The 24,553-nt window shown below is 65.0% G+C and carries 24 protein-coding genes; 12 read left to right on the forward strand and 12 right to left on the reverse strand.

Annotation, left to right across the window (positions count from 1 at the left end):
• Window positions 1-114 precede the first annotated feature (114 nt).
• Window positions 115-1,518, reverse strand: a complete 1,404-nt coding sequence (locus tag H9638_RS04405) for an NAD(P)H-quinone dehydrogenase (RefSeq protein WP_191745994.1) — start codon at window positions 1,516-1,518, stop codon at window positions 115-117.
• Between the two features lie 92 nt (window positions 1,519-1,610).
• Here H9638_RS04405 and H9638_RS04410 point away from each other — a divergent pair, with 92 nt between their 5' ends.
• Together H9638_RS04410 and H9638_RS04415 are read left to right on the forward strand one after the other, a co-directional pair.
• Window positions 1,611-2,414 carry a purine-nucleoside phosphorylase gene (locus H9638_RS04410; RefSeq protein ID WP_191745995.1) on the forward strand — a complete coding sequence of 268 codons (804 nt, stop codon included), beginning with the start codon at window positions 1,611-1,613 and terminating at the stop codon, window positions 2,412-2,414.
• A gap of 27 nt (window positions 2,415-2,441) precedes the next feature.
• Window positions 2,442-4,202, forward strand: a complete 1,761-nt coding sequence (locus H9638_RS04415; RefSeq protein WP_191745996.1) for a phospho-sugar mutase — start codon at window positions 2,442-2,444, stop codon at window positions 4,200-4,202.
• Between the two features lie 39 nt (window positions 4,203-4,241).
• Here the strand turns inward: H9638_RS04415 and H9638_RS04420 are convergent, their stop codons facing one another.
• The 3 genes from H9638_RS04420 to H9638_RS04430 form a co-directional block, all read right to left on the reverse strand.
• On the reverse strand, window positions 4,242-5,813 hold the full coding sequence (locus tag H9638_RS04420; protein ID WP_191745997.1) for a putative bifunctional diguanylate cyclase/phosphodiesterase: 1,572 nt from the start codon (window positions 5,811-5,813) through the stop codon (window positions 4,242-4,244).
• On the reverse strand, window positions 5,810-6,253 hold the full coding sequence (locus H9638_RS04425; protein ID WP_191745998.1) for a DUF7793 family protein: 444 nt from the start codon (window positions 6,251-6,253) through the stop codon (window positions 5,810-5,812). The genes H9638_RS04420 and H9638_RS04425 overlap by 4 nt, the downstream gene beginning before the upstream one ends.
• A 189-nt stretch (window positions 6,254-6,442) precedes the next feature.
• Complete coding sequence (locus H9638_RS04430) at window positions 6,443-7,498, reverse strand: hypothetical protein (protein ID WP_191745999.1); 1,056 nt, start codon at window positions 7,496-7,498, stop codon at window positions 6,443-6,445.
• 239 nt (window positions 7,499-7,737) lie between these two features.
• Here H9638_RS04430 and H9638_RS04435 point away from each other — a divergent pair, with 239 nt between their 5' ends.
• The 4 genes from H9638_RS04435 to H9638_RS04450 all read left to right on the forward strand — a co-directional run bounded on the left by H9638_RS04435 (window position 7,738) and on the right by H9638_RS04450 (window position 9,406).
• A complete protein-coding gene (locus H9638_RS04435) occupies window positions 7,738-7,878 on the forward strand; it encodes a hypothetical protein (protein WP_191746000.1) in 141 nt (46 codons plus the stop codon).
• A 201-nt stretch (window positions 7,879-8,079) separates the two neighbouring features.
• The gene (gene deoC, locus H9638_RS04440; RefSeq protein WP_191746001.1) at window positions 8,080-8,787 is read left to right on the forward strand and encodes a deoxyribose-phosphate aldolase; all 708 of its coding nucleotides are present in this window, start codon (window positions 8,080-8,082) and stop codon (window positions 8,785-8,787) included.
• A gap of 40 nt (window positions 8,788-8,827) precedes the next feature.
• On the forward strand, window positions 8,828-9,079 hold the full coding sequence (locus H9638_RS04445) for a hypothetical protein (protein ID WP_191746002.1): 252 nt from the start codon (window positions 8,828-8,830) through the stop codon (window positions 9,077-9,079).
• Between the two features lie 189 nt (window positions 9,080-9,268).
• Window positions 9,269-9,406 carry a hypothetical protein gene (locus tag H9638_RS04450; RefSeq protein WP_191746003.1) on the forward strand — a complete coding sequence of 46 codons (138 nt, stop codon included), beginning with the start codon at window positions 9,269-9,271 and terminating at the stop codon, window positions 9,404-9,406.
• Between the two features lie 55 nt (window positions 9,407-9,461).
• Here H9638_RS04450 and mfd read toward each other — a convergent pair whose 3' ends face one another.
• Both mfd and H9638_RS04460 read right to left on the reverse strand, forming a co-directional pair.
• Window positions 9,462-13,058 (reverse strand): transcription-repair coupling factor, encoded by a 3,597-nt coding sequence (gene mfd, locus H9638_RS04455; RefSeq protein WP_191746004.1) that lies wholly within the window; start codon window positions 13,056-13,058, stop codon window positions 9,462-9,464.
• Window positions 13,059-13,255: 197 nt separating this feature from the next.
• Window positions 13,256-14,920 (reverse strand): M28 family peptidase, encoded by a 1,665-nt coding sequence (locus H9638_RS04460; RefSeq protein WP_191746005.1) that lies wholly within the window; start codon window positions 14,918-14,920, stop codon window positions 13,256-13,258.
• Between the two features lie 308 nt (window positions 14,921-15,228).
• Between H9638_RS04460 and H9638_RS04465 the strand changes: the two genes are divergently transcribed.
• From H9638_RS04465 to nhaA, 4 genes are all read left to right on the forward strand, one after another.
• On the forward strand, window positions 15,229-15,894 hold the full coding sequence (locus H9638_RS04465; protein ID WP_191746006.1) for a hypothetical protein: 666 nt from the start codon (window positions 15,229-15,231) through the stop codon (window positions 15,892-15,894).
• A gap of 111 nt (window positions 15,895-16,005) precedes the next feature.
• Window positions 16,006-16,503: a DUF2505 domain-containing protein gene (locus H9638_RS04470; RefSeq protein WP_191746007.1), complete on the forward strand. Its 498-nt coding sequence runs from the start codon at window positions 16,006-16,008 to the stop codon at window positions 16,501-16,503.
• A 30-nt stretch (window positions 16,504-16,533) separates the two neighbouring features.
• A complete protein-coding gene (locus H9638_RS04475; protein ID WP_191746008.1) occupies window positions 16,534-16,755 on the forward strand; it encodes an SCO4848 family membrane protein in 222 nt (73 codons plus the stop codon).
• Between the two features lie 121 nt (window positions 16,756-16,876).
• Complete coding sequence (nhaA, locus tag H9638_RS04480; RefSeq protein WP_191746009.1) at window positions 16,877-18,235, forward strand: Na+/H+ antiporter NhaA; 1,359 nt, start codon at window positions 16,877-16,879, stop codon at window positions 18,233-18,235.
• On the opposite strand, the gene H9638_RS16930 is transcribed toward nhaA, so the two are convergent.
• From H9638_RS16930 to H9638_RS04505, 5 genes are all read right to left on the reverse strand, one after another.
• A complete protein-coding gene (locus H9638_RS16930) occupies window positions 18,232-19,296 on the reverse strand; it encodes a hypothetical protein (RefSeq protein ID WP_263599404.1) in 1,065 nt (354 codons plus the stop codon). The genes nhaA and H9638_RS16930 overlap by 4 nt on opposite strands.
• Window positions 19,293-20,189, reverse strand: coding sequence for a hypothetical protein (locus tag H9638_RS04490; protein ID WP_191746011.1), 897 nt, complete (start codon window positions 20,187-20,189; stop codon window positions 19,293-19,295). Before H9638_RS04490 ends, H9638_RS16930 begins: the two co-directional genes overlap by 4 nt.
• A complete protein-coding gene (locus tag H9638_RS04495) occupies window positions 20,189-20,944 on the reverse strand; it encodes a signal peptidase I (protein WP_191746012.1) in 756 nt (251 codons plus the stop codon). The genes H9638_RS04490 and H9638_RS04495 overlap by 1 nt, the downstream gene beginning before the upstream one ends.
• A gap of 8 nt (window positions 20,945-20,952) precedes the next feature.
• The gene (locus H9638_RS04500; RefSeq protein WP_225216994.1) at window positions 20,953-21,516 is read right to left on the reverse strand and encodes a hypothetical protein; all 564 of its coding nucleotides are present in this window, start codon (window positions 21,514-21,516) and stop codon (window positions 20,953-20,955) included.
• 87 nt (window positions 21,517-21,603) lie between these two features.
• Window positions 21,604-22,125, reverse strand: coding sequence for an alternate-type signal peptide domain-containing protein (locus H9638_RS04505; RefSeq protein ID WP_191746014.1), 522 nt, complete (start codon window positions 22,123-22,125; stop codon window positions 21,604-21,606).
• A gap of 292 nt (window positions 22,126-22,417) precedes the next feature.
• Here H9638_RS04505 and H9638_RS04510 point away from each other — a divergent pair, with 292 nt between their 5' ends.
• On the forward strand, window positions 22,418-23,815 hold the full coding sequence (locus H9638_RS04510; RefSeq protein WP_191746015.1) for an NAD-dependent succinate-semialdehyde dehydrogenase: 1,398 nt from the start codon (window positions 22,418-22,420) through the stop codon (window positions 23,813-23,815).
• 14 nt (window positions 23,816-23,829) lie between these two features.
• On the opposite strand, the gene H9638_RS04515 is transcribed toward H9638_RS04510, so the two are convergent.
• Window positions 23,830-24,069, reverse strand: a complete 240-nt coding sequence (locus tag H9638_RS04515) for a hypothetical protein (protein WP_191746016.1) — start codon at window positions 24,067-24,069, stop codon at window positions 23,830-23,832.
• A 39-nt stretch (window positions 24,070-24,108) separates the two neighbouring features.
• Here H9638_RS04515 and H9638_RS04520 point away from each other — a divergent pair, with 39 nt between their 5' ends.
• Window positions 24,109-24,483: an Hpt domain-containing protein gene (locus H9638_RS04520; RefSeq protein WP_191746017.1), complete on the forward strand. Its 375-nt coding sequence runs from the start codon at window positions 24,109-24,111 to the stop codon at window positions 24,481-24,483.
• Window positions 24,484-24,553 lie beyond the last annotated feature (70 nt).

Here is a 24,553-nt window from a genome sequence, read left to right on the forward strand (position 1 = left end):
CGTCACACCTTGACAGACGCCCCGAAATGCAGCGAAGGCCCGGCACCGGATCGTAAGAACGTCCGGTCCCGGGCCTGGCCACCGCCGCGGATTGCGGGTGCCGCGGCCGCAGAACTAGAGGTGCACGTGCAGGCGCCGCGCGGCTTCCGAGATGGAACCGGTGAGCGAGGGGTACACGGTGAAGGTGTTTGCCACGTCATCCACGTGCAGCTTCTGCGTGACGGCCAGGGCAATCGGGAAGATCAGCTCCGAGGCACGCGGGCCGACGACGACGCCGCCGATCACCGTGCCGGATCCCTTCCGCGCGATGATCTTCACGAAGCCTTCCTTCACGTCCATCATCTTGGCGCGGGCGTTGGTGTGCAGGGACAGCTTGATGACGTCCCCCTGGTAGCGGCCGGCAGCGATGTCGGCTTCCGAGACACCAACGGACGCGATTTCCGGGGAGGTGAAGATGTTCGAGGCCACGTTCTTGAGCTTCAGCGGCTTAACGCTGTCCCCCATCAGGTGGGCGATCGCGATCCGGCCCTGCATGGCGGCCACCGAGGCAAGATTAAACACGCCGGTGCAGTCGCCGGCGGCGTACACGTTGGAGGCGGTGGTGCGGGAAACGCCGTCGACCTTGATCTGTCCCTGTTCATCCAAGGTGATGCCGGCCTCTTCCAGGCCGATGCCCCGGGTGTTGGGGATGGCGCCGACAGCCACCAGGCAGTGCGAACCTTCAACGGTGCGCCCATCGGAGAGCGTGACGAGCACCCCGTCACCGGTGTTTTTCACGGATTCGGCGCGGGAACGGGACAGGACGGTCATGCCGCGGGCCTGGAAGACGTCCTCCAGGACGCGGGCGGCGTCGGCGTCTTCTCCGGGGAGCACCCGGTCACGGCTGGAAATCAGTGTGACGCGCGAGCCCAGCCCGTTGTAGGCGGAGGCGAACTCGGCGCCGGTGACACCCGAGCCGATGACAATCAGGTGCTCGGGGACCTCGGTCAGGTTGTAGATCTGCTTCCAGGTGAAGATCCGCTCGCCGTCCGGCATGGAGGATTCCAGTTCGCGCGGGTTCGCGCCGGTGGAGATCAGCAGTGCTTCGGCTTCCACTGTGGTGGTGCCCTCGTCCGAGGTGACCTCGATCGTACGGTTGTCCAGCAGGCGCCCCTCGCCCACCAGCACCTTCACGCCCATGCGCTCCAGGGTGCGCCGGATGTCATTGGACTGTTCCTTGGCCAGGGCGAGCAGGCGGTGGTTAACCATCTTCAGGTCAGCCACCACCGGCTTGCTGGCGTCACCGAAATCGACGCCCAGATTCGAGGCCGAGCTCATGCGGGTCATCACGTCGGCGGTGGCAATAAGGGTTTTGGACGGTACGACGTCGGTAAGGACGGCGGAGCCTCCCAGCCCGTTGCGCTCAACGATGGTCACATCCGCGCCCAGGGACGCAGCCACCATGGCCGCCTCATATCCGCCCGGGCCGCCGCCCAGGATCGCAATTTTTCTGGCAGTAAAGTCTAGTTGGCTCGTCACAAGTGTCCATTCTGTCCCATCCTGGACCCCCTCTCAAACGACCCGTTCCCCTACCGCCCGCGGAAACCGGCCGCAGGCGGTAAGTTGTACGGGTGAGCAACGACGAACCTTTTGAACTTGCCCGGCAGGCCGCGGCCTACATCGCCGAAAAGACAGGCGTGCCCTCCCACGATTTTGCCCTGGTCCTGGGCAGCGGCTGGGGGGACGCAGCGGACCTGATCGGTGAGACCACCGCCACCCTCCCGGCGTCGGAAATCCCTGGTTTCTCCGCCCCCGCGGTGGAGGGACATGTAGGAACCATCCGCTCCGTCCTGACACCGGGCGGCAAGCGCGCACTGATCCTCGGCGCCCGCACCCACTACTACGAGGGCAAGGGCGTGCGGGCCGTGGTCCACGGAGTGCGCACGGCCGCTGCCGCGGGCGCCAAGGTAATGGTCCTGACCAACGGCTGCGGCGGACTGAACCCGGAGTGGAAGCCCGGCACGCCCGTGCTGATCAGCGACCACATCAACCTCACCGCCACATCACCGCTGGAGGGTGCGACGTTTGTCGACCTCACGGATCTGTACTCACCCCGTCTGCGCGGCCTGGCCCGCACCGTGGATCCCAGCCTCGACGAGGGCGTGTACGCCCAGTTCCCCGGCCCGCACTATGAGACGCCGGCCGAAGTCCGGTACGCCAAAACCATCGGCGCCGACCTTGTAGGCATGTCCACGGCGCTCGAAGCCATCGCGGCCCGGCACGCGGGAATGGAAGTTTTCGGTATCAGCCTGGTGACCAACCTGGCCGCCGGCATCAGCCCGGAACCGCTCAGCCACCAGGAGGTCCTTGAAGCCGGCGCCGAGGCCGGTCCCCGTATCTCCAAGCTGCTTGCCGGAATCATCGGCGCCCTGTAGCGCCGTTCGTAGATCAGAGGCATCCCAATGACCTTGACCGCCATGGAACTGCAGGAACTGCTGACCGAAGCACGCCTCTGGGCGGATGAGGATCCGGATCCGGCCACAGCCGCAGAACTGCGCGCGCTGCTCAGCCGGGCGGGCGCCCAGGGACCCGACGGCGAGGCAGCCGTTGCCGACCTGACCGACAGGTTCACCGGCACCCTGGAGTTCGGCACCGCCGGGCTGCGCGCCGCTCTCGGTGCCGGACCGCGCCGCATGAACCGGGCGGTGGTCCGGCGGACGGCGGCCGGAATCGCGGCGTTCCTGCAGAGCAAGGCGGACGGACGGATTCCCAGTGCCGTGATTGGCTATGACGCGCGGTACAACTCCCGTGCCTTCGCTCTGGACACCGCGGCGGTGTTCAGCGCCGCCGGCATTGAGGCGTTCCTGCTCCCCTCCGCGCTGCCCACCCCGGTCCTCGCCTACGCTGTCCGGGCACTGGATACCGACGCCGGCGTCATGGTCACCGCCAGCCACAACCCGGCACTGGACAATGGGTACAAGGTCTACCTGGGCGGAAGGACGGTCAAGGGACCGGGCCGCGGTGCCCAGATTGTCCCGCCGTACGACGCGGAGATCGCCGCCCGCATCGACTACACCGTTCCGCTGTCCTCGATCGACACCGCGCCGGAAGGCTGGACGGACGTCTCCGACTCGATCGTGGCCGACTACATCAATGCCGTGGACGCGCTGGCCAGCCGGGACGGCTACCCGGCCCGGGACCTGTCGATCGTGCTCACGCCGATGCACGGCGTCGGTGGCGAAACCATGTCCGCTGTCCTGCGCGACGCCGGTTTCACCTCCGTCCGTGTAGTGGCAGCGCAGGCCGAACCGGACCCCGATTTCCCCACGGTGGCCTTCCCCAATCCGGAAGAACCCGGAGCGCTGGATCTGGCCCTGGCCATGGCCGCCCAGACAGGTGCCGACGTCGTCCTGGCCAATGACCCGGACGCGGACCGGGCAGCAGTGGCAGCCAAGGACCCCGCAACCGGCGAATGGCGGATGCTCCGCGGAGACGAAACCGGCGCCCTGCTGGGCGCCCATCTCGCCGAGCGGATCCGTTCCGGCCACTTGAAGCCGCGGAACGATTCGGCCCGCACCCCGGTGTTCGCCAACTCGATCGTCTCCTCGCGGCTGCTGGCCCGGATCGCGGCGGCAGCAGGCTTCGAACATCAGGAAACCCTCACGGGCTTCAAATGGATTTCCCGGGTCCCAGGACTGGTCTACGGCTATGAAGAGGCCCTTGGGTACTGTGTGGCCCCGGCGCTGGTCCGGGACAAGGACGGCATCTCCGCGGCACTGCTGATCGCGGAGTTGGCGGCTGCTTTGAAGGCACGGGGACGGACCCTGTTCGACATGCTGGATGACCTCGCCCTGGAGCACGGACTGCATGCCTCGGATCAGCTCTCCATCCGGGTGGAGGACCTGTCCCTGATTCCACGGATGATGACGCTGCTGCGGGAACGGCCTCCGGTTTCGCTGGCCGGCTCCCCCGTCGTCTCCGCGGCGGACCTCTCCGAGGGCTCCGAGTCGCTGCCGCCGACGGATGGCCTGCTGTACCTCACCGGGGACGGCACCAGGATCATTGTCCGCCCCTCCGGCACCGAACCTAAGCTCAAGTGCTACCTGGAGGTGATTGAGCCGGTGGACAGCCGGGACGACCTGCCACGGTCACGCGCCGCCGCGGCCGACCGGCTGGCCGCCGCACAGGCAGATATTGCCGCTGCGCTGGGGCTCGAAGCCTAAGCACCGGCCTGGCCGGCCACCGGGACGCGACAGGTTACCTCAACCCGCTGTGGGGGCCGCGGCAGAGGCCTGCACCAGCGGCAGCGTGGTACCCGATTCCAGGATCGCGGCTACCTGGCCAGCCTCGAGCGGCCGGCTGAAATAGTAGCCCTGGCCGCTGCGGCAGCCCAGCACCAGTAGGTCCGCCGCCTGGTCCAGGGTTTCGATTCCTTCGAAAACAGCTTCCATTCCGGCTGCCTGGATGAGCCCGTGGACAGCGTCAACGAACTGCAGCTGACCGGGATCGGCGCTGATCTCGCTGATCAGGCTGCGGTCCACCTTCACCGTGTGCACCGGAAGCCGGCGCAGGTAGCTGATGGACGAGTATCCGGTGCCGAAGTCGTCGATCTCGATGCCGACGCCCAGGGCGTCCAGCGATTTGAGCGAGTACATCTCCACGTCCCCGCCGCTGACGAACGCGCTTTCGGTAATCTCGATGACCAGGCGGCTGGGAGCTATTCCGGTCTCAGCGAGTGCCCGGCGGACGTGATCCACCAGGTCCAGCCGCTGGAGTTCCATGGCAGAGAGGTTCACGCGCACCTGGAAGTCGGGTTCGAGGGCCAGCTGCGCTTCCCAGCGTGCCACCTGTTCAAGGGCAGCGCGCAGCACCCACCGCCCGACGTCCAGGATGATCCCGGTCTCCTCGGCGATCGAAATGAAGTCGTCCGGCATGATGAGTCCGCGCTTCGGATGCCGCCACCGGATGAGGGCTTCCACCCCTGTCATCCGGCCTGTGGCGAGTTCCACCACCGGCTGGTAGGCCAGGAACAGCTCATTTCTGCCCACACCCTCGCGGAGCTCAGCGGCCATCTCCCGGCGGAACTGGCGCGCATAGAGCATCACGGGTTCAAAGGCCTTGCTCTGGCTCCGGCCGGCGTCCTTGGCCGCGTACATGGCGGTATCCGCGCGGACCATGATGTCTTCCGAGGATTCGCCCTGGAGCGCGGAGTGCACCCCGATGCTTGCGCGCGGCCAGACGTCGATTTCCTCCACGCGGATACACTCAGCCAGTGATTCCTGGACCCGCGCAGCCACCCCCATGGCAGTCGTCAGGCCCGTCTCCGGGAGCAGGACGGCAAACTCGTCTCCGCCCAGCCGGGCCACCGTGTCACCGCGCCGTACGGCCCAGCGGATCCGCCGGGCCACTTCCACGAGCACCTGGTCTCCGGTCTGGTGCCCAAAGCTGTCATTGATGTCCTTGAACGCGTCGAGGTCGATCATCAGGATGGCGGGCCGTTTGAGGCCTTCCTCCGAGGCGACCAGTTCGGCATCAATCTCGTGCATCAGCGCTGTCCGGTTGGCGGTGCCGGTCAGGGCGTCACTCATGGCCATCCGCTGCATCTGGCGGTGCGCCGCCTGCAGCTCACGCGTCCGTGATTCCACCCTCTCCTCAAACTCCTGGTAGACCGAGTTCAGTTCCTCGGCCAGGAGGTTGATGCCGGTGATAACGGCGTCCACGGCGTCGCGCCTGGGCGAGGTGCGGATCCGCGTACTCAGGTCACCGGCGGCGATCCGGACAATTCCGTCCACAACCTGCTGGAGACGGGTGTCCTCTGTGTCTGGCTCCGTCATCCCGCCCGGCTTCCAAGCCACGCCAAGGCGTCGTGCCTCGACGAAAAGTACTTTGTGGGACACGGCGGCAGGTCGCCGCCCAGCAGGAAGTTGGCTATGACGCGATCAACCTGGGTGGAGCCAACGACGGCGACGGCGGACGCGGAGCGTGCGGATCCGAAAACGGTGCGTGCGCTGCGCGTGATCGACTCGATGCCGGTTAGTTCCAGCAGCAGCGGTTTATCCGCGGTTCCGGCGAGTTCCTGGAACTCCGCAGCAGCGCGGGCGGCAATTCCACCGGTAATGACCGCGCCGGGCGGCAGGACCATGCTGATGAACCCGTCATCCTGGCAGACCTCCGCGTAGCCTTCAGCGGCTGCGGGGATTTCTTCGCCCTGCCTGCCGGATCCCAGAGGGTCCGCTGCACCGGGCGCTGGAGCTGAACCACCCATGACTGTCATGCTCCCCCCATACGCCAGCTACCCAAATGGCGGCGTGCAGGATCAGTTCCGTCCGCATTATGAGACCTAAAAAATCGATGCTTTCCCATGTTTCCCCCCCCAAAAAACCAAAGGTACCCCAGCTGATCCCGGAAACGGTGGATTTCCGCCCGCCATTCCGGATCAAATTAAAGTTGGCTTAGCTACTTCTTATGTCTGACTTTCATCAGTACAACCACCAACGAGACTCTGTTCCTCGAGGAACTTTCTGGATTGATCCGCCCGCATGACAGCACCTGCTGCGTCGAAAAGTTCGACACTGGCTCTGGCCTGCATTAGTGCCGCGTTCGCGGCGCCGTCGTCATTGAGTATCCGCGCATACAGCAGGCGCGCATCGCCTTCGCTGAGTGGGGACAATGACCCGGCATCTTCCATAACCTTGGCCATTTGTTCCCGGGCAGCAGCCACCTCGCCGGTGAGGTAGCGCCAATGGGCGCGGATGATCATGATGTCGAGTTCATCTTGACGGTTTCCACCGCTGATAGAGATGGCCATCTCTGCACGTTCTATACACTGGAGGGTTTCCGGCTCCATGAGATTAGCGGTCAACCGCATAAACGCGGATGCCTTGTTAAACAACGCCCATAGACTGACGTCGTGACTGAGGGAAAGGGAATCCGCCGCCAGCCTGTGGTAGTGCGTAGCTTCATTATTCCTTCCCAGCAGGAAGGCCACGTTGCCTATCGACCAGTAGGCCCTACCCGCCTTGTCGGGTGCAGTTCCTTGATCGACCATGCCAGCCAGCACAACCGATTCATGCCAAGCATCCTCCAAGTGGCCGCTTTCAGCCAGAACCGCCATCAGTACTTGCTGCGCTTCGAGTTTGCCTCTACTGCCATACCCGGTTTCAGGAAAATCCAAGGCTGCTTCTCTTGCGATTTCCAGCGCCTCGGGCAGCTGGCCCAAGCTCCGCAGTCCGGCAGATTTCAGAGCCTTCGCTTTGGCAGCAAGCTCAGGCTCCCGCAGAGCAATCGAATGCCCTTCGAGCATTTTGGCAGTTTCCACATAATCGTCGATTAGGCCGAGCTCCCGCTGGCATTCGGCGAGCAGATAAGTCATCCGCCACCATCCATCGTCATCACCTCGCGAGGCCGCAGTGTCCGCAGCTCTCCGCGTGTGTGCCATGGCAGCGTCATACTCCCGCTGCTCCCAGAGCTGCCGGGCTTTGTACTCATTCAAAATGAAGTCATCCGCACTCAAAGCCACGCCACTTTCCTACTCTCGCCATCCGGCTGCTCTCAACACACACTACGACTATTCTGCTCCGCTTGCGGCAGGCCACCCAAGCATTACGTCAGGCAAGTCGTCACTGAAATAAATGAAAGGCATCCTCGATCGAATGACCACACCAAAAAACTGCCGCTTCGTGAACATACTTGGCGATTTCTGGGTAGGATAAGTCCTGTCAGTAATCTGGGTATGATTTAGTCACCATAGGAGCACTAATGAAGAAATTTGGCGCATCACTTCTTCTCGCAGCAGCCATCGCCGCCGTAGGCGTAGCAGCACCGGCAAATGCAGCACCGTCCACCGGCAACGGTGGCGGCAACATTGCCCAGCCGCTGATCGGCAACTGGCCTTACTAAGATAGCCGGAAAAGTCGGACGGTGTTGCTCGTGGGGCACCGTCCGGCTTTCTTCTTTAAACGGTCACCCTAGCTGGGTAACATTGGGGCCACTATCCGGTATGTGGACTTAGGTTCCCTTCCCTGTGAGCACCCTTCTCATGGACGCGCACGGCTCCGCCCCATATGCGAGGATGGGAAGCCCAGTTTGGAAAGGACCGCCATGCCCACGAACACCGCGCCTGGAGAGACTCCGCAGACCTCCGACCTCGCCTCCTACATCGATCACACGCTGCTGAAGCCGGATGCCTCCCGCGAGGACATTCTGCGCGTCTGTGAAGAGGCAGCCGAGTACCGGTTCAAGTCCGTATGCGTAAACCCATTGTGGGTCAGCACGGTCCACACCGCCCTGAAGGATACGGGCGTGGATACCTGCTCCGTCATCGGCTTCCCGCTGGGCGCCACCACCACCGAGGTCAAGGTCTTCGAGGCGCAGGGCGCCCTGCAGGACGGCGCCGACGAAATCGACATGGTCATTGATATCGCGGCGGCCCGGCGCGGGGACAGGGATGCCCTGGTCCGAGACATAGCTTCGGTCGCCGAAGCCGTCCATGAGGCGGGCGGCATCTTGAAAGTCATTATCGAAACCGCGCTGCTCACCGATGAGCAGAAGGTCCTGGCCTGCGAAGCGTCCGTTGAGGCGGGAGCCGACTTCGTCAAGACCTCCACGGGTTTCAATGGGGGCGGGGCAACCACCGAAGACGTCGCCCTGATGCGCCGGACGGTTGGGCGGGATCTCGGTGTGAAGGCTTCCGGCGGGGTCCGCAGCCGCGAAGATGCCCTGGCAATGATCGATGCCGGCGCTACCCGAATTGGAGCCAGCTCAGGTATCGCTATTGTTAAGGGTGGTAACGGCGGGTCCGGTTACTGATCCGTCCGCCGCTGAAAACTTTTTGAAACGGAGAACTCCCATGGCAGGTACCAATGCTAAGCAGCCCACCCACTCGGGCGAAGGACACCTGGTCAAGAACCTCGTTACGTTTGTCATCTTCTTCGGGATCTTCGGGCTGTCCCTCTACTCGCTGAACTGGCTGACGCTCGACGTCGTGTGGCCGATGGCCGCGTGCCTCGTGCTCGGCACCCTTGCGTACCTGATTCCGTTCATGATGGGACGTTCGGACAGCACCGTAGAGCTGGCAGAGGGCAAGAGCCACAACGAGTAGTCTGCAACCGCTTTTCTGAAGGCACATTGCCTTGGCCGCCACCGCGGCCAAGGCAATGTGCCTTTGCTGTTCCGGCAGCGCCCACCCCAAAAAGTGCGTAATATAAGCGCTCGTCCGGGTAACAATCGGCAAGGAACAGGTAGTAAGTACTCTTCGTAATCTGCGGACGTGGTTTCTACAGTTCAGCCCATGAGTGCAACACTGACCCGCAGGGAATGGCGCCTGGAGCGCAGCCGGAAGCAGCGCTTTACCCGAATCTCCTATGCGATGATCGGCGTGGTCGTGCTGGCCGCCGCCGTCGTGTTTACCATCGCCGTCACCCGGTAACCCGGGGGGCTGCCCGGCTAGGCACACCCAGCCGGGCAGTTTCTCCGCGCCTGGCCTAGTCCTTGAAGATTGCGTCAAGCACCTGGTGCGCCCATTCCAGGATCTCCGCGTCCTGCAGGTCCCGTCCGCCTATCCGCGCAGTCTTTGGCTTGGGGATAAGGACCGCGTTCAGCGCAGGTTTGACCTGCGACCCCGGATACATGCGCTGCAGGCGCATTGTCTTGGATTCCGGCAGGTCTCCCGGGGAGAACCGGATAAAGTTCCCCTGGAGCGCGACGTCGGTGAGCCCGGCCTCGCGGGCATCAACCCGGAAGCGGGCGACGTCGATCAGGTTCTTCACTGCCTGCGGCGGCTCGCCGTAGCGGTCCACCAGCTCGGCAAGCACCTCATCGATCGCCTCATTCGTGATGGCCGACGCCAGCTTGCGGTACGCCTCCAGCCGCAGCCGCTCCCCCGGCACGTAGTCGTGCGGCAGGTGGGCGTTGACCGGGAGCTCGATCTTCATTTCCGCGGCCTTTTCCTCGGCCTCGCCGCGGTAGTCCGCCACGGCCTCGCCGACCAGCCGGATGTAGAGGTCGAAACCTACGCCGGCAATATGGCCGGACTGCTCACCGCCGAGCAGATTGCCCGCTCCGCGGATTTCCAGGTCCTTCATGGCCAGCTGCATACCGGCCCCGAGCTCGTTGTGCGCAGCCACGGCCTTCAGCCGTTCCAGCGCGACCTCGCCCAGCGGCTTCTCCGCCGGGTACAGGAAGTAGGCGTAGGCGCGTTCGCGCCCACGGCCCACGCGTCCGCGCAGCTGGTGCAGCTGGGACAGCCCGAAGTGGTCCGCCCGGTCCACGATCAGGGTGTTGGCGTTGGAGATATCCAGGCCGGTTTCGATGATGGTGGTGCAGACCAGCACATCGAACCGCTTCTCCCAGAAATCCACAATGATCTGCTCAAGCTTCGCTTCGCTCATCTGGCCGTGTGCGACGGCGATCCGGGCTTCGGGCACCAGCTCCTGCAGGTGCGCGGCGGTCCGGTCGATCGAGGAAACCCGGTTATGCACGAAGAACACCTGCCCTTCACGCATCAGCTCGCGGCGGATCGCGGCCGAGGCCTGCTTGTCCGTGTACGGACCGACGTAGGTGAGGACCGGGTGGCGTTCCTCCGGCGGGGTGGCCAGCGTAGAGGTTTCCCGGATGCCGGTCAGTGACATTTCCAGTGTCCGCGGGATCGGCGTCGCGCTCATGGCCAGCACATCCACGTTGGTGCGCATTTTCTTCAGCGCTTCCTTGTGCTCCACGCCGAACCGCTGCTCCTCATCCACGATGACCAGGCCCAGGTCCTTGAACTGAACCTCCGGCGAGAGCAGACGGTGGGTTCCGATGATCACGTCCACGGTGCCGGTCCGCACGCCCTCAATCACTTCCTTGGCCTGCTTCGCGGTCTGGAACCTGGACAGCGCAGCCACCCGGACCGGGAACCCGGAGAACCGTTCGGTGAAAGTCTCCATGTGCTGCTGCGCCAGCAGGGTAGTCGGGACCAGCACCGCCACCTGCTTGCCGTCCTGCACTGCCTTGAACGCTGCCCGCACCGCAATTTCGGTCTTGCCGTAGCCCACATCGCCCGAGACCAGGCGGTCCATGGGGACCTCACGTTCCATGTCCGCCTTGACCTCATTGATGGTCGTCAGCTGGTCGGGGGTTTCGATGTAGGGGAACGCCTCCTCCAGTTCACGCTGCCACGGGGTGTCCTGGCCGAAGGCATGGCCCCGGGACGCCATCCGGGCGGAGTACAGCCGGATCAGCTCCCCGGCGATCTCCTTGACCGCCTTGCGGGCCCGGCTCTTGGTTTTCGCCCAGTCCGAGCCGCCCATCTTGGACAGCACCGGCGTCTCGCCGCCCACGTACCGGGTGATCTGATCGAGCTGGTCCGTGGGAACAAACAGCCTGTCCCCGGGTGCCCCGCGCTTGGCGGGGGCGTATTCCAGCACCAGGTACTCGCGGACCGTTTTGTTGATGCCCGCGCCGGTGGCCCGCTGCATCAGCTCCACGAACCGGCCAACGCCGTGCTGTTCGTGCACCACGTAGTCGCCTTCCTGCAGCTGCAGGGGGTCGACGGCGTTCCGCCGGCGGGAGGGCATCCTACGCATGTCGCGGGTGGAGTACGTGCTGGCCCGGCCGAGCAGGTCCGCTTCGGTCAGCAGGCCGGTCTTCAGATTGTCGAAGACGAATCCGCGGCCCGCGCTGGCGGTGGTGATCTCGATGATCCCGGGCTGCGGCTCGGAATCCAATGATTCCACCCGGGAGGCGGGAATGTCATTATCGGAGAAGAGCTCCGCCAGCCGGGACGCCGGGCCGGGACCTTCGGTCACCACCACGATCCGCCATTGGTCGCGCACCCGGGAGCCGATGAAGTCCATCATCTCCGCGACGTCGCCCTTGTACCCGCGCGGTTCCCGCGCGTTGATGGTCAGGGTATCGATGTCCAGGACGGTCTCTTCGTCCGGGTTGAAGGACGTAATTGCCCACCAGGACACGTCGTTCTGCAGTGCTGCCGTACGGGTGTCGGCCAGCGAGCGGAAACTGGCCGCTTCCAGGTCCGCGCTGAGCCCGGCGGACAGATCCACCGGGGCTGCGCCGCCGTCGGATGCCGTGGCCCACGCGGCGGCCAGAAATTCCTCGTTGGTGGACTCCAGGTCGTGGGCACGGGCGCGCACCTTCTCAGGTTCGATCACCACGCAGATGGAACCCGACGGCAGCTCGCTCATCAGCGGCACCATCTCGTCGACCAGCACGGGAGCCAGGGACTCCATCCCCTCAACGGCAATGCCGCCGGCCAGCTTTTCCAGCATGTCCGCAGCTGCGGGCATTTCGTCCTTGAGCTTCGCAGCCCGGCTCATTACGGACGGCGTAATCAGCAGCTCACGGCATGGCGGGGCGTAAAGCTCCTTGGGGTGGATCACGCCCTCCCCCGTCAGCGTGCGCTGATCGGCGACGGCGAACCAGCGCATCGATTCCACTTCGTCCCCAAAGAAGTCGATGCGGATCGGATGGTCATCGGTAGGCGGGAAGACATCCAGAATGCCGCCGCGCACCGCGAACTCGCCGCGGTGGGACACCATGTCCACCCGTGCGTAGGCAGCATCTGCGAGCGCCTGAACCACGGACTCGAAGGGGCGTTCATCCCCCACCGCCAGGGAGACCGGTTCCAGGTCTCCGAGGCCCTTTACCAGCGGCTGCACCACCGCCCGGACCGGTGCCACCACAATCTGCACCGGATCGTTGCCGGGGTGCGCCAGCCGGCGCAGGACGGAGAGCCTGCGCCCCACGGTGTCGGAACGCGGCGAGAGCCGTTCGTGCGGCAGCGTCTCCCAGCTCGGGAACTCCTCGATCCCGGCCAGCGGGAGGTAACTGCGCAGCGCGGCGGCCAGGTCTTCAGCCTCCCGCCCGGTGGCGGTCACAGCCAGAACCACGGGTGCGGCGCCGTCGGCCGTTTCAGCGGCCAGCCCGTCCACCATCTCGGCCAGCAGCGCGGCCCGCATCCCCTGCGGAGCTCCGATTTCCAGGTCCTGGCTGCGCTTGGCCGGCGGCCGTGCGGCGTGGGCACGGAGGCGTGCGTAGGACGGGTCCTCGGCCAGGGCGGCGCGCAGTCCGTTCAGGCTCATCTTCGGTGTTTCTCCTTCAGTGCAGGGCAACACAAGAACCCGAAGTTGGCAGTCAACCCCGGGTGGTCTTTCCAGCGTACCCGCTGAGCATGGCCGGTTGTTCCGGATCCCGCTGTCGGCGGAACGGCGAAGGAGGCCGTCCGGTGCGGACGGCCTCCCTGGCTCCCTGCGTTTGCTCCTACCAGGCAGCCGGACTGTTACCGCAGGGCCTCATGGCCCAGGTAATCAGGCTGCGCAGGCGCGGTGCGGGCGGCACCTGCACCGCCCTTGAGATCGGCATCCGTCTGCGCGAAGGTCAGCACGGAATGCGCGACGGCGTCGGACATCTCGTCCATTGCCTTGTTGCTGATGTTGCTCCGGTTGTCACACACCGCGTGGTAGCAGGGATCGTAGGCGGCACCCGCGGTCCCGCCGAAGAGCGCTGCCTCCTCAGGCGTCTTGATCCCTTCAGCGCCTGTGAACAGGCCACCGGCCGGGATCCCGTTGTTGATGAACGCCTGATAGTCGGAGCGTCCGCTGAACTCGGTCGGCGCCGAAGCCAGGCCAACCGAGGCAAAGTAGCTCTCGAAGACTCCCTCGATCACGTCCGAGCCGGTGGGTCCTGCCGTGCCGAAGGCGTCGCCGTCTCCGTCGTAGACGAAGCGGACGAAGTTCGTGGAGCCGACCATGTCGAAGTTCAGGTTCGCCAGCGTGTTCTGCAGGCCAGCCTCATCCAGCTGGGAAACGTAGTGCGTGGAACCGACCAGGCCGTCCTCTTCCGCACCCCAGAACGCGAAGCGGACCTGGTTCTCCAGCTTGAACTTCCCGGTCTTGCCGAGCTGGATCGCGGTCTCCAGGATGGCGGCGGAACCACTGCCGTTGTCATTAATGCCCGGACCCTCGGCCACGGAGTCCAGATGCGCGCCTACGACGACCTGCCGTGCCGGGTCCCCCTTGGGCGTATCAGCGATGACGTTGAAGGTTTCGGTGGCCTTGATGGCGGAATCAACGGCCAGGCGGACCGTCACTCCCGGTGTCCCGGCAAGGGTCTCCCCCAAGGCGAAGGTGGCACCCACGGCCGGGATGGCGGACAGCTCAGAGCCGAGCGTTCCGTTGATCAGCCCGGTGCGGTCATCCCCCGGGACATCGTTGCCCTGGTTGAAGATGATGGCACCGGCGGCACCGGCTGCCGCCGCATTGGCAACCTTGTCGCCAAAGGCGCAGGTTCCCCGCTGCAGCAACGCAATGTTGCCCGGAGTGAACCCTGCAAAGTCCGCAGCTTCACAGCCGGAGCTGTTGGCCCGGGTTCCGGTGAGGTTAATGTCGACGGCGGTGACAGCCGCGGTCACGTCCCCGCTGCCGGAATAACTCATGGTGAGGTAGTCGGTACCGGCTGCATAGGTGGCCGGATTGGGTGACACCTGCTCCAGCGCGTCACCGTTGAGGACGAACTGCTCGTACGTGAAGGCCTGGCGGAACGGCTTATAGCCGGCCTTGCGCAGCTGCGATTCCACGTACCGGGCACTGGCCTCGTATCCCGCTGTTCCTGCTGCACGGTTACCGCTGTTGGCGTCCGCTGCGGCCTGGAAAGCGTCCAGATGCCCCAGCAGTCCCTTGAGCGTTACCTTGTCCCGCAGTTTCTCCGAGTCACTCTTTCCGGGCTTCCCGGGCTTGTCCGGTTTCCCGTTTCCGGGCTTCCCGGGCTTGTCCGGTTTCCCGTTTCCGGGTTTGCCGCTGCCTTGGCCCGGCCCCTGATGGGAGCCCTGCCCGCCCTTGCCGCCCGAGTTAACCTCGGCCGCGAAGGCAGCCGGTGCTCCCGCCGAAACCGTCAGGACAATGGTGGCCGCGAGTGCTGCCCCGCGCGCCGATCTGCTGAAATTCATCGTTCCCCTAAGTGAGTGCCAGTGAGTGGTTTACGGTGTGCCCGTCGTCGCCCCAGGGCAGCAGCCGTGCGGTGATGCTAGTTGACGGTTTCCGGGCCAAACAGGGGCGGAAGCGAAACCCGGGCGATTAGCCGGCTTCCAGCTCAATCACGGTGCTGGGCTCTTCCCCCGGCTGCTGCCATGGTCTAGGTTTCCTCCCGCCCTGCCGCGGACAGGAGTGTGGATTTTCCGGAGCGCGCCTGCCACGCTGGAATGGCACCCGGGCATCACCGCAACCGCCTTTTCCCAGCGCATCGGAGGCCTGCCCCATGGAACGCAAAACGGCTCGTACTGCCCCGCTCCTGCTGATTGCCTTCGCCGCCGTTTTCTTCTTCACTGCCTGCGCCACTGGCGGTGGCGAGGAGGACATGTCCAGTTCTCCGGCGGCGTCGGCTGAGGAGTCGATGGACCCTGCGTGCAAGACGGGGCCCCAAGCCACCTCCGCCTCCTGCCAGGCCGCCGGGCCGGGCACCACCGTGGAGGCCAACCGCTGCCCGTCCACCTCACCCTCGGCCCTCGAAGGCGGCGTGATTGAAGGGGCCTTTGGCCCGTGGTGTGAGAACGCGATTGCCACCGCTTATGACACGGAGCTGATCCCCGCCGGAGCTGAAGCTGAACTCACCCTCCAGGAAACGGATCTGGAGACAACAATGGAAATGCAGGTCCAGGGCTTCGCTGCGGACACCGCCTATTCGGGGATGCTCCACAGCCAGGCGTGTGGGGACGATGCTTCCGCGGCCGGGCCTGAATACGTCCAGGAGGACATCAGCGAGAATGTTCCCGCCGGCCTGGCACTGGACTTCACCACCGATGCGGACGGGTCCGCCGATGCGTCGGTGACGGTCCCCTGGGTGCTGCCCGATAACGGGTCCGGCAAGTCCATCCTGCTCTTCTCCGCGGACAATCAGGCAGCCGGTTGCGTGACGCTTCCCTGAGCGGCGCGGTACGGACAGCGTTGGAGGGCGCTGCGTTTCACCGACTAGGATGTTTGGCGGGTCCGGCGCTTCGGTGCGGGACCCGCCGCACACCACCTATCGGAGGACCCAATGGCCCTGACTGCTTCCACCACCCTGCCCTACGACGTCGCCACGCTGACCAAGACCTTCACGGATGAGGACTTTGTCCGCAGCATCAGTGAGCATGTGGGCGGCTCCCTGGTCTCGCTGGTGGTCGACGGCGACATTGCCGGCCCGTTCACCCTCACCGCCGTCCGCACCCTCCCTACCGACCGCTTGCCGGACATGGCCAAGAAGCTGGTTGGCGCCTCGCTGACCGTGACCCAGAAGGAATCCTGGGAAGCTCCCGCCGCGGACGGCTCCCGCACCGCCATCATCGATCTGTCCATCGGCGGCGTTCCGCTGAAGGTCAACGCGGTCCAGCGCCTGGTGGTGGTTCCGGAAGGGACCCGTACCGACGTCGAAGGCTCCGTCAGTTCCTCGATTCCGTTCCTGGGTGACAAGATTGCCAAGGCCGCAGAACCGATGATTGGCAAGGCCTTGACCATCCAGGCCACGCAGGCCGGCAAATGGATTGAAAACAACTAGGTCCGCGCACGGCCTGAAAGCGAGAACCCCTTGGTACTGTCTGCGCCCCTGGCGTTTGTCCTCATTGTGGCCGGCCTCTGGTCGATCATCGTCTGGCCTCCGTTCCTGAAGCGCGTCCTGAAGGATCCCGCAGCCCGGGATGCCAACGGCGCCCCCACCCGGTTTATGACGGTAAACCTGATGATGATCAGCACGGCGATCATTTTCGGTCTGGCTACCACGATCATCGGCGTCCGCGCCCTGGCCGCGTAGGCCTCTACCTTCCCCCGCACTTCCCAGGGGGCTGGGGAAGGTAAGCTAGAGCGAAGGTGAGCCGGGAAGTCTGGTCGGCAGTAGATCTGCTGTACCCGATTACGTTTAGGAGCCTGTCTTCATGGCCTCACACAAGCCCTCCGGGGCCTCCCCTGTCATTCTTGGCCGTTCCAGTTACAGGGAACACCTGCGCATCGGCGAGATCCTGCGCAAAGAAACCGTGGGTGGCATCCTGCTGCTCATCGCCACCGTTGCCGCACTCATCTGGGCCAATTCCCCCGCCTCGGACAGCTACTTCGCCATCCGGGATTTCACTTTCGGCTACGAGCCGTGGCATCTGGACCTCTCCGTGGGCGCCTGGGCGGCGGACGGCCTGCTGGCTATTTTCTTCTTCCTGGTAGGCCTGGAATTGAAGAAGGAATTCGTTGCCGGCGACCTGCGGCAGGTCAGCAAGGCAATCGTTCCGGTGGCTGCTGCCTTTGGCGGCGTCATCGTGCCGGCACTGATCTACGTTGCCGTGAACCTGGTTTCCGGCTCCGATGGGCTCCGCGGCTGGGCCATCCCGACCGCCACGGACATCGCCTTTGCACTGGCAGTTCTCGCCGTCATCAGTTCCCACCTGCCCAGCGCGCTGCGCATTTTCCTGCTGACCCTGGCCGTCGTCGATGACCTGATCGCCATCATGATCATTGCGTTCTTCTACTCGGAGGACGTCAGCCCCGCCATGCTGGGACTGATGCTGATTCCGCTCGCTGCGTTCACCCTCCTGGTCCAGCGTGCTCCCCGGTTCTTCGGTACCCGCCCCTGGGCCTTCTGGACATTCCTTGCCCCTCTGGCCATCGCTGTCTGGATCCTGATGCACGCCTCGGGTGTCCACGCCACTGTGGCCGGCGTCCTGCTGGGCTTTGCCGTCCCAGTGCTGCGCCTCAGCGCAGACGGCAAGCCGCTCCCCCACAGCGAAGAGAAGCCCGGCCTGGCGGAGATCTTCGAACACCGCTTCCGGCCGATCTCCACCGGCTTCGCCGTCCCTGTCTTCGCGTTCTTCTCTGCCGGCGTTGCGATCGGCGGACTCGACGGCCTGGGCCGAGCCCTGACCGATCCGGTTGCCGTTGGCATCATCATTGCGCTCGTGGCCGGCAAGCCCATCGGCGTCCTGCTGACCACCTGGGTCCTCACGACCGCGACCAAGGCACGGCTGGACGCGTCAGTGAAATGGGTCGATCTTGCCGGCATCGGCATCCTCGCGGGCATCGGCTTCACCGTCTCCCTGCTCGTCAACGACCTCAGCTTCGAGGTCGGCTCAGCCCACAACGACGACGCGAAGGTCGCCATCCTGGCTGCGTCCGTGCTTGCCGCCCTGCTGGCCTCAATCCTGCTGACCATCCGCAACCGCCGGTACGCGGTGCTCGATGCGGCCGAACGCGTTGACGCGGACCACAACGGGATCCCGGACGTGTTCGAGGAGGACGAGCGGCGCTAGAGCGACTCGTTGGTGGTCACCCAGCAGCCCTGGCTGTATTCACCGAGCTGGTACGTCAGGTACGCCGGATCGCCTGCTCCGCTGGCATTCATCGGCTGGACCCGGACCGTGTACTGCCCGTAGGACCCTGATTCCTTCGCGAACCGGAGGGCAGCCTGCACATCCGGTGTGGTTATATCCAGCCCATAGACACCCGGGCGGCCGTTCGACAGAATCGTTACCCGGTATGAGGCTGCCGCAGGCGCGGGCTGCCAGCCCAGAGCCAGCGTGTAATAGCCGTCCACCCACTTCGGCGCGGGAGTCTGGGGACAAGCGAGAGCCGTGTTGCCCACCGTGCCCAGCCCGCTTCCCTGCCTCCCGCCGCCGAAATCGTAGTAGCAGTTGCTCGAGTTCCAGTGTTCGTACTTGTACGTCCAATACAGCGGATCCCCGGCGACTGAGCCGTTCATGGGGATCACCCGGACGGTATAGGTCGTGTAGTACGGGGCGGAGGTCTCCGTGGCATTCCCGCTGTTGGGATCGGAGGGCGAACGCGGGAACGTAAACACGGCATTCGTCGACGTGACGTTCTGCACCTGGTCATACACGAATCCGGTGCTGTTGGAGCTGACCCGCACCACATAGCCCGTCGGCGCGGTGCCCTTAACCGGAGGCAGCCAGTTGAAGCGGATATCCGCCGCCGTCTCCTTTTTCAGGCTGGCTTCGTCCTTGAGCGGGGCACAGATGCCCGATTTCCCAGAGACTTCGGAGGGTTTGCCCGGCCACCCGGCCAGGACCGGATTCGGGCCAACGGCCGGAGGCCCCGACGGTTCCGGAGTTGGGGTCGGTTCCGGAGTTGGGGTCGGTTCCGGAGCAGGCGTGGGAACCGGCGCACCGGCAGTCACGGAGAAGCTGGCGGTTCCCTGCTGGCTCCACCAGGCGTAGGCGGCCGGGCCGCCCACCCCCAGCCCGATCGCAAGGATAAAGGCCACCAGCGCCGTACGGGATCCCGGAAGGCGCCGAAACCGCTGCAGCACGCCGGGTTTCTCCTTTGGCGGCTTCGGCTGCTCGTTCGGGTTCATGGCGTCCTTCGGGTAATTCGTGTCCTGACTGCCGCCGCCGCGAAGAATGCAGCGGTAAGCAGCACCATCAAGGTGCCCTGCCAGGTGCGGATGATCGGTTCCACCGTACTCTCAATGAACGCGGCGGCCGTGATTTCAGGCGGTGCGTCAGTGCTTCCGGAGGGCACGGCGCCAGGGACGGGCACTGTCTCCGCCGGCTGAAGCGCGGCTGGTCCGGCTGCCGGTACTGCGGCGACCAGCACTGTGGAGGATCCGGGGAGGGCAGCAGCCCCTGCGGGGAGCTGCGGCTGGCCGGCTGCCGGGGACGGGACCTGGATGGGCCGGACCGGTTCTGCGGCTGCGTCGCATGCGGAGCGGCCCGTTCCGGCGGAATCGAGCAGGAGCAGCAGGTCAAAGCTGCCCTGTTTGGACCTTGCAGCGTTGGGGGTGTCGAGCTGCAGGCCGGCTGCGAGTTCCACCTGGCGGGTCCCGCCGGCCGGGATAGCCAGGTCCAGGTCCAGGTCGGTGCAGGAACCCGCCGGACCGATCACGGCCTGGCCGGTTGCCGGCGCGTCCGCTGCGGAGGACCGGACTGCTAAATGTCCGGCAAGCTCCGGGTCCATCGCCGTGCTGAGGGCTGCTGCGGTGAGGAAGGCCGGCTCAGGGCCGGTGTTGCGGACCCAGACAGAGGCCGTGCTGGTGGCACCGGGGACCAGGCGCGCGCCGTCTGCGAAGACAGACCCGGCGGCCGAGGTGCCGAAGGTCCGGCCATCCAGGCTGATCTGGAGAAAATCATCGGCGGCCGAGGCTGCGGGGGCTGAAGCAAGGGAGGCTGCGGCCAGCAGCCCGCATGCCAGAGCTGCCAGGCCGGCCCTGGCGCCCAGGGGCACCACAGTCCGGCTGGAGGAGTGCATCAGACTGCCACGCTCTTGGGTACTTCTGCCGTGTGGAAGGAACCGGCGGGGTGGTCGCAGTGGTCACAGTCGCGCAGCACCGGGTCGTGACCGAACGCGGTGGTGCTGTTCTCGTGCAGGTGCCGGACGGCGGGACCGGCGTCGCGGGTGAAGGCACCGCTGGTCGGCAGGTCCAGCACCACGGCATCCACCTCGGCTGCCGGGTTCTTCCGCTTCTTCTCGAGGCTGCCGCGGACCAGCAGCACGATCCCGTATCCCAGCAGGCCGACTGCAGCCCACTGTGCGATCTCGCCGCGGTCGCTGTTGCCCAGGCCGTTGGCCACGAAGCCGACGTACGGAACCGCGTAGGACAGCTTTCCGCGGATCTGCGCTTCCATCACCGGGAACTGGTCGGCAACGGCATTGTTGTCGCCCTGGGTAGTGAAGGTACGCTCGCCGTTCTGCCCGGCGGCGATGCCGGTGATCCGGTGGGTGATGACTGCCGGCTTGCCGGATTCAATCTGGAAGGTGATGACGTCGCCGATCCGCAGCGCGTCGGCAGGTGTCGGCTTGACGACCAGGAAGGTGCCCGGCGCATAGCTCGGAGCCATGGAGCTGGTCAGCACGGTGTAGGTCTGCGAACCGGTTACCAGCGGGACGATGATCAGCACCAGGGCGGCCAGGGCGGCCACGCTCATGGCGACAAGGCTGATTGCGGTGCCGGCCAGCTTCAGTACCCGAACGGCCGGTGAGGCGGTGCTGTGTCCAGTTGACATGGTTTTTCCTAACCTACTTGTGCGGCGGAGAGCGGGACGGTGATGGTGGAAACCTGTCCCTGGATGTTCGCCGATTCGGCGAGGGTGACTTGGAAGCAGATGATTCCGGAGCCGCCCTTGGGGATGTCTACGGTCTGTGCCTGGGAACCGGTGAACAGTGCGGCGTTGCAGGCACCCAGATCGGTGCCGGCCACGGCCCGGTGCTGGATTGTCCACAGCTCCGGGAAGGAGGACACCTGTGCTGCACCTGCGGAGGCGTTGATGGTAAAGCTGCCGCCGGCGTCGGAGTTGTTGGTGAGCAGTACACCCGTGTACGAGGCGGAACCTGCATTGACGGTGCCAACGTTCAGCGCCAGCGTTCCCTGGCTGCCGTCTGCCTGGGTCATCAGCACCGGGCCGGTGCCGTTATCCATCACGACGTCGAAGCTGGCTGCCTGAATGGTCCCGGCTTCCACCGTGGTTCCTGCGTTCCACAGTGCGTAGCTGGCCTGGGCCGTCATGAGTCCGAGCACCAGCGCAGCCAGGACCAGGCCTGCCGCTTTCAGTACTCGAAGGCAATTCATGAGCTGCATCTCCAGGGAACAGGCTGTGCGCGGAGCGTGCGCGGAGCGTGCGCGCCGCGCACAGCCAGGGGTCGGAACAAGTGGCGGGGTGCCGGATTACTTCGGAGCGACCTGGTCCAGGGTGTAGCGCAGGGCCGTGAAGTCGGCGGTGTTCTGGGCGTCGTCGCGGTTCACGGTGGCCACGTTGAAGGCGAACGTGGTGGTGGCCGTTACCGACTTGTCAGCCGGGATGTCCGAGGGGACCAGGCTCTCCGCGTCGAGCACAACGCCCTCGGAGTTCTCGAGCACGACTTTGGAGACATCCGCGTTGGCGAAGTTGTTGTCCGCACCGTCGAGGCTGAGCTTGGCTTCCATGAGATCGCCCACCAAGGTGACGTCCAGTTCCTGGGTGTAGGTCAGGACATCGCCCGGAACCACCTTGTAGCTGGCGGGATCAACCGGTGTGCCGGCGGCGTTCGTCCAGGCACCTTCGCCTGCAACCAGGTTCAGGTCACCGGCGACGATGGTGCCGGCTTTGACTACCTGGCTCTGGTTCCACACGGCCAGGGTTCCGCCGCCGCCTAGCAGCAGTGCCACGCCTACGCCGGTTGCCAGTGCGCCTTTTGCCATCTTGTTCATTGTGTTCCCCTTGTTCCTGGTGAGACCTATCGGCACCGGGTTTTCCCCTGCCGCTGGAACTACTCTCCATCCCGCAACTCAAGAAACCGGGCAGTCTTGGCACAGGGTTCGGAAAACATTCGGGCAAGGCTCAAGGCGTCCGCAAGACGCCCTCAACATCTGCGCAATCCGAGTCGCTAAGCACCCTGATACCGCTTCTGGTGGCTGTGTCACCAACACGTGATTTGTTTACCGCGAAGGCCGTTTCGGGGCATGATGACATAACCCACTTTTATGCTTAAGGAGTACGGACGTGAGCACCACTTCCAACACAACGGCCAGGTCTTACCGGGTAGTGAATCCCGCTACCGGTGAACAGGGCGAGGAATTCCCCACGGCCACCGACGCCCAGATCCAGGAAGCCCTGGCGGGATCGCAGGCCGCGTTCGAGTCCTGGCGTGAAGTTCCCATCGAGGAACGGAGCCGGATCGTGGCCCGGGTCGGCGAGCTTTTCACCGAACGTGTCGAGGAACTGGCCGCCATCATTACCGAAGAGATGGGCAAGCCGCTGGCCGAGTCCAAGGGCGAAGCCGAGTTCTGCACGGATATTTTCAGTTACTTCGCCACTGAAGGTCCCGGGCTGGCAGCGGACCAGGAGATCAAGGCAATTGGCGGCGGCCGTGCCATGATCCAGAAGCTCCCGGTCGGGCCGCTGCTGGGCATCATGCCGTGGAACTTCCCCTACTACCAGGTGGCCCGGTTCGCTGCGCCCAACCTGATGCTGGGCAACACCATCATCCTCAAGCACGCCGAATCCTGCCCGAAGTCCGCGCTGGCGATCCAGAAAATCATGGACGACGCCGGTGTACCGGCAGGCGTCTACACCAACGTCTTCGCCAACTACGACCAGATCGCGGACATCATCGCTGATCCGCGTGTCCAGGGCGTCTCGCTCACCGGCTCCGAGCGTGCCGGTGCGATCATCGGCGAACTGGCCGGCAAGAACCTGAAGAAGGTTGTCCTGGAACTGGGCGGATCCGACCCCTACGTGGTGCTCGACACCGAGGACGTCAAGGCATCCGCAGGCCAGGCCTGGGCTACCCGGATCGAAAACACCGGGCAGGCCTGCAACTCCAATAAGCGGATGATCGTCATGGAAGACATCTATGACGAGTTCGTGGCGGAGCTGACTCACCTGGCCAAGGACCTGGTGCCCGGCAACCCGGCTGAGGGAGCCGAAGGCACCTACACCCCGCTCTCCTCCCGGGCCGCAGCCGAAGGGCTGGCCGAGCAGGTCCAGGATGCCGTCAATAAGGGCGCCACCCTGCACGCCGGCGGCACCCTGCAGGACGGCCCCGGAGCCTACTTCGCGCCGGCAGTACTCACGGGCGTAACCCCCCAGATGCGCGCCTACCGGGAGGAACTGTTCGGTCCGGTGGCGGTGGTTTACAAGGTCTCCAGCGACGAGGAAGCCATCAAGCTCGCCAATGACAGCGATTACGGCCTCGGCGGCGCCGTCTTCTCCACGGACGAGGAGCGCGCACGCCGCGCCGCCGCCCAGCTGGAAGTCGGCATGGCCAATGTCAACGGCGTCGGCGAAGGTGCCGACATCCCGTTCGGCGGCGTTAAGCGCTCGGGCTACGGCCGGGAACTTGGCCCGCTGGGCATGGACGAGTTCGTCAACAAGCGGCTCTTCTACATCGCAGACTAGTTCCGGACAGCCGTTTAGCGGCTGCTGAGGACGACGCCGGTACCTTCCCAGGTGCCGGCGTCGTCCTTTAACTCCTTTGTCCGGCTGACCGGCAAAATTTCCGCGATCTTGAGCCTGCGGGGGGAGAGTTCCTGAGCTTGCCCTGCCACAGTTGGCAGCATTGACTCACCCGAATCCTCCACAAAAGGATTGCTGCCCATCAGGAGGACCCCCATGTCTCCCCACCCGAGATTCGTGCCGGCAGGCTGCGCCATCCGCGCCTGCGGCGCTGCTCCCGCTCCGCCTATTCCGGCATGATCGCCGTGACAGAACGCCCAACTTCCCAAACTCTGGTCTCCACCCGGGTGCTGCGCGAGCTCAGCGAGCAGATGGGCCCGGAGATCTGCCATCAGTTCGTTGGAAACTACATCGAGATGTGGGATGGACGGTTTTCCCGGCTCGTGGCGGCAGTGGACACCTCGGATTTCCCCGACGCCATGGACGTGGTGCTGAGCATCAAGATTTCCAGCGAAATGGCCGGGGCCCAGCGGCTCGCCGGTTTGGCCACGCGTGCGCAGGAGATGGTCCGGAGCGCCGACCGGTGCGGCCTCGCTTCATTGATCGAGCCGATTCAGCAGTGCGGCGACGACACCGTGCGGCACCTCAGCCAGACGTATCCTGCCCGCTGACGCAGCCCGGAACTGCAAGCCGGAGTTACCAGGCAGCAGATTTACCGGGTTTACCGGGCCGGACCCTACT

The sequence above is a fragment of the Arthrobacter pullicola genome (genome assembly GCF_014836875.1).
Lineage (GTDB): Bacteria > Actinomycetota > Actinomycetes > Actinomycetales > Micrococcaceae > Arthrobacter_B > Arthrobacter_B pullicola.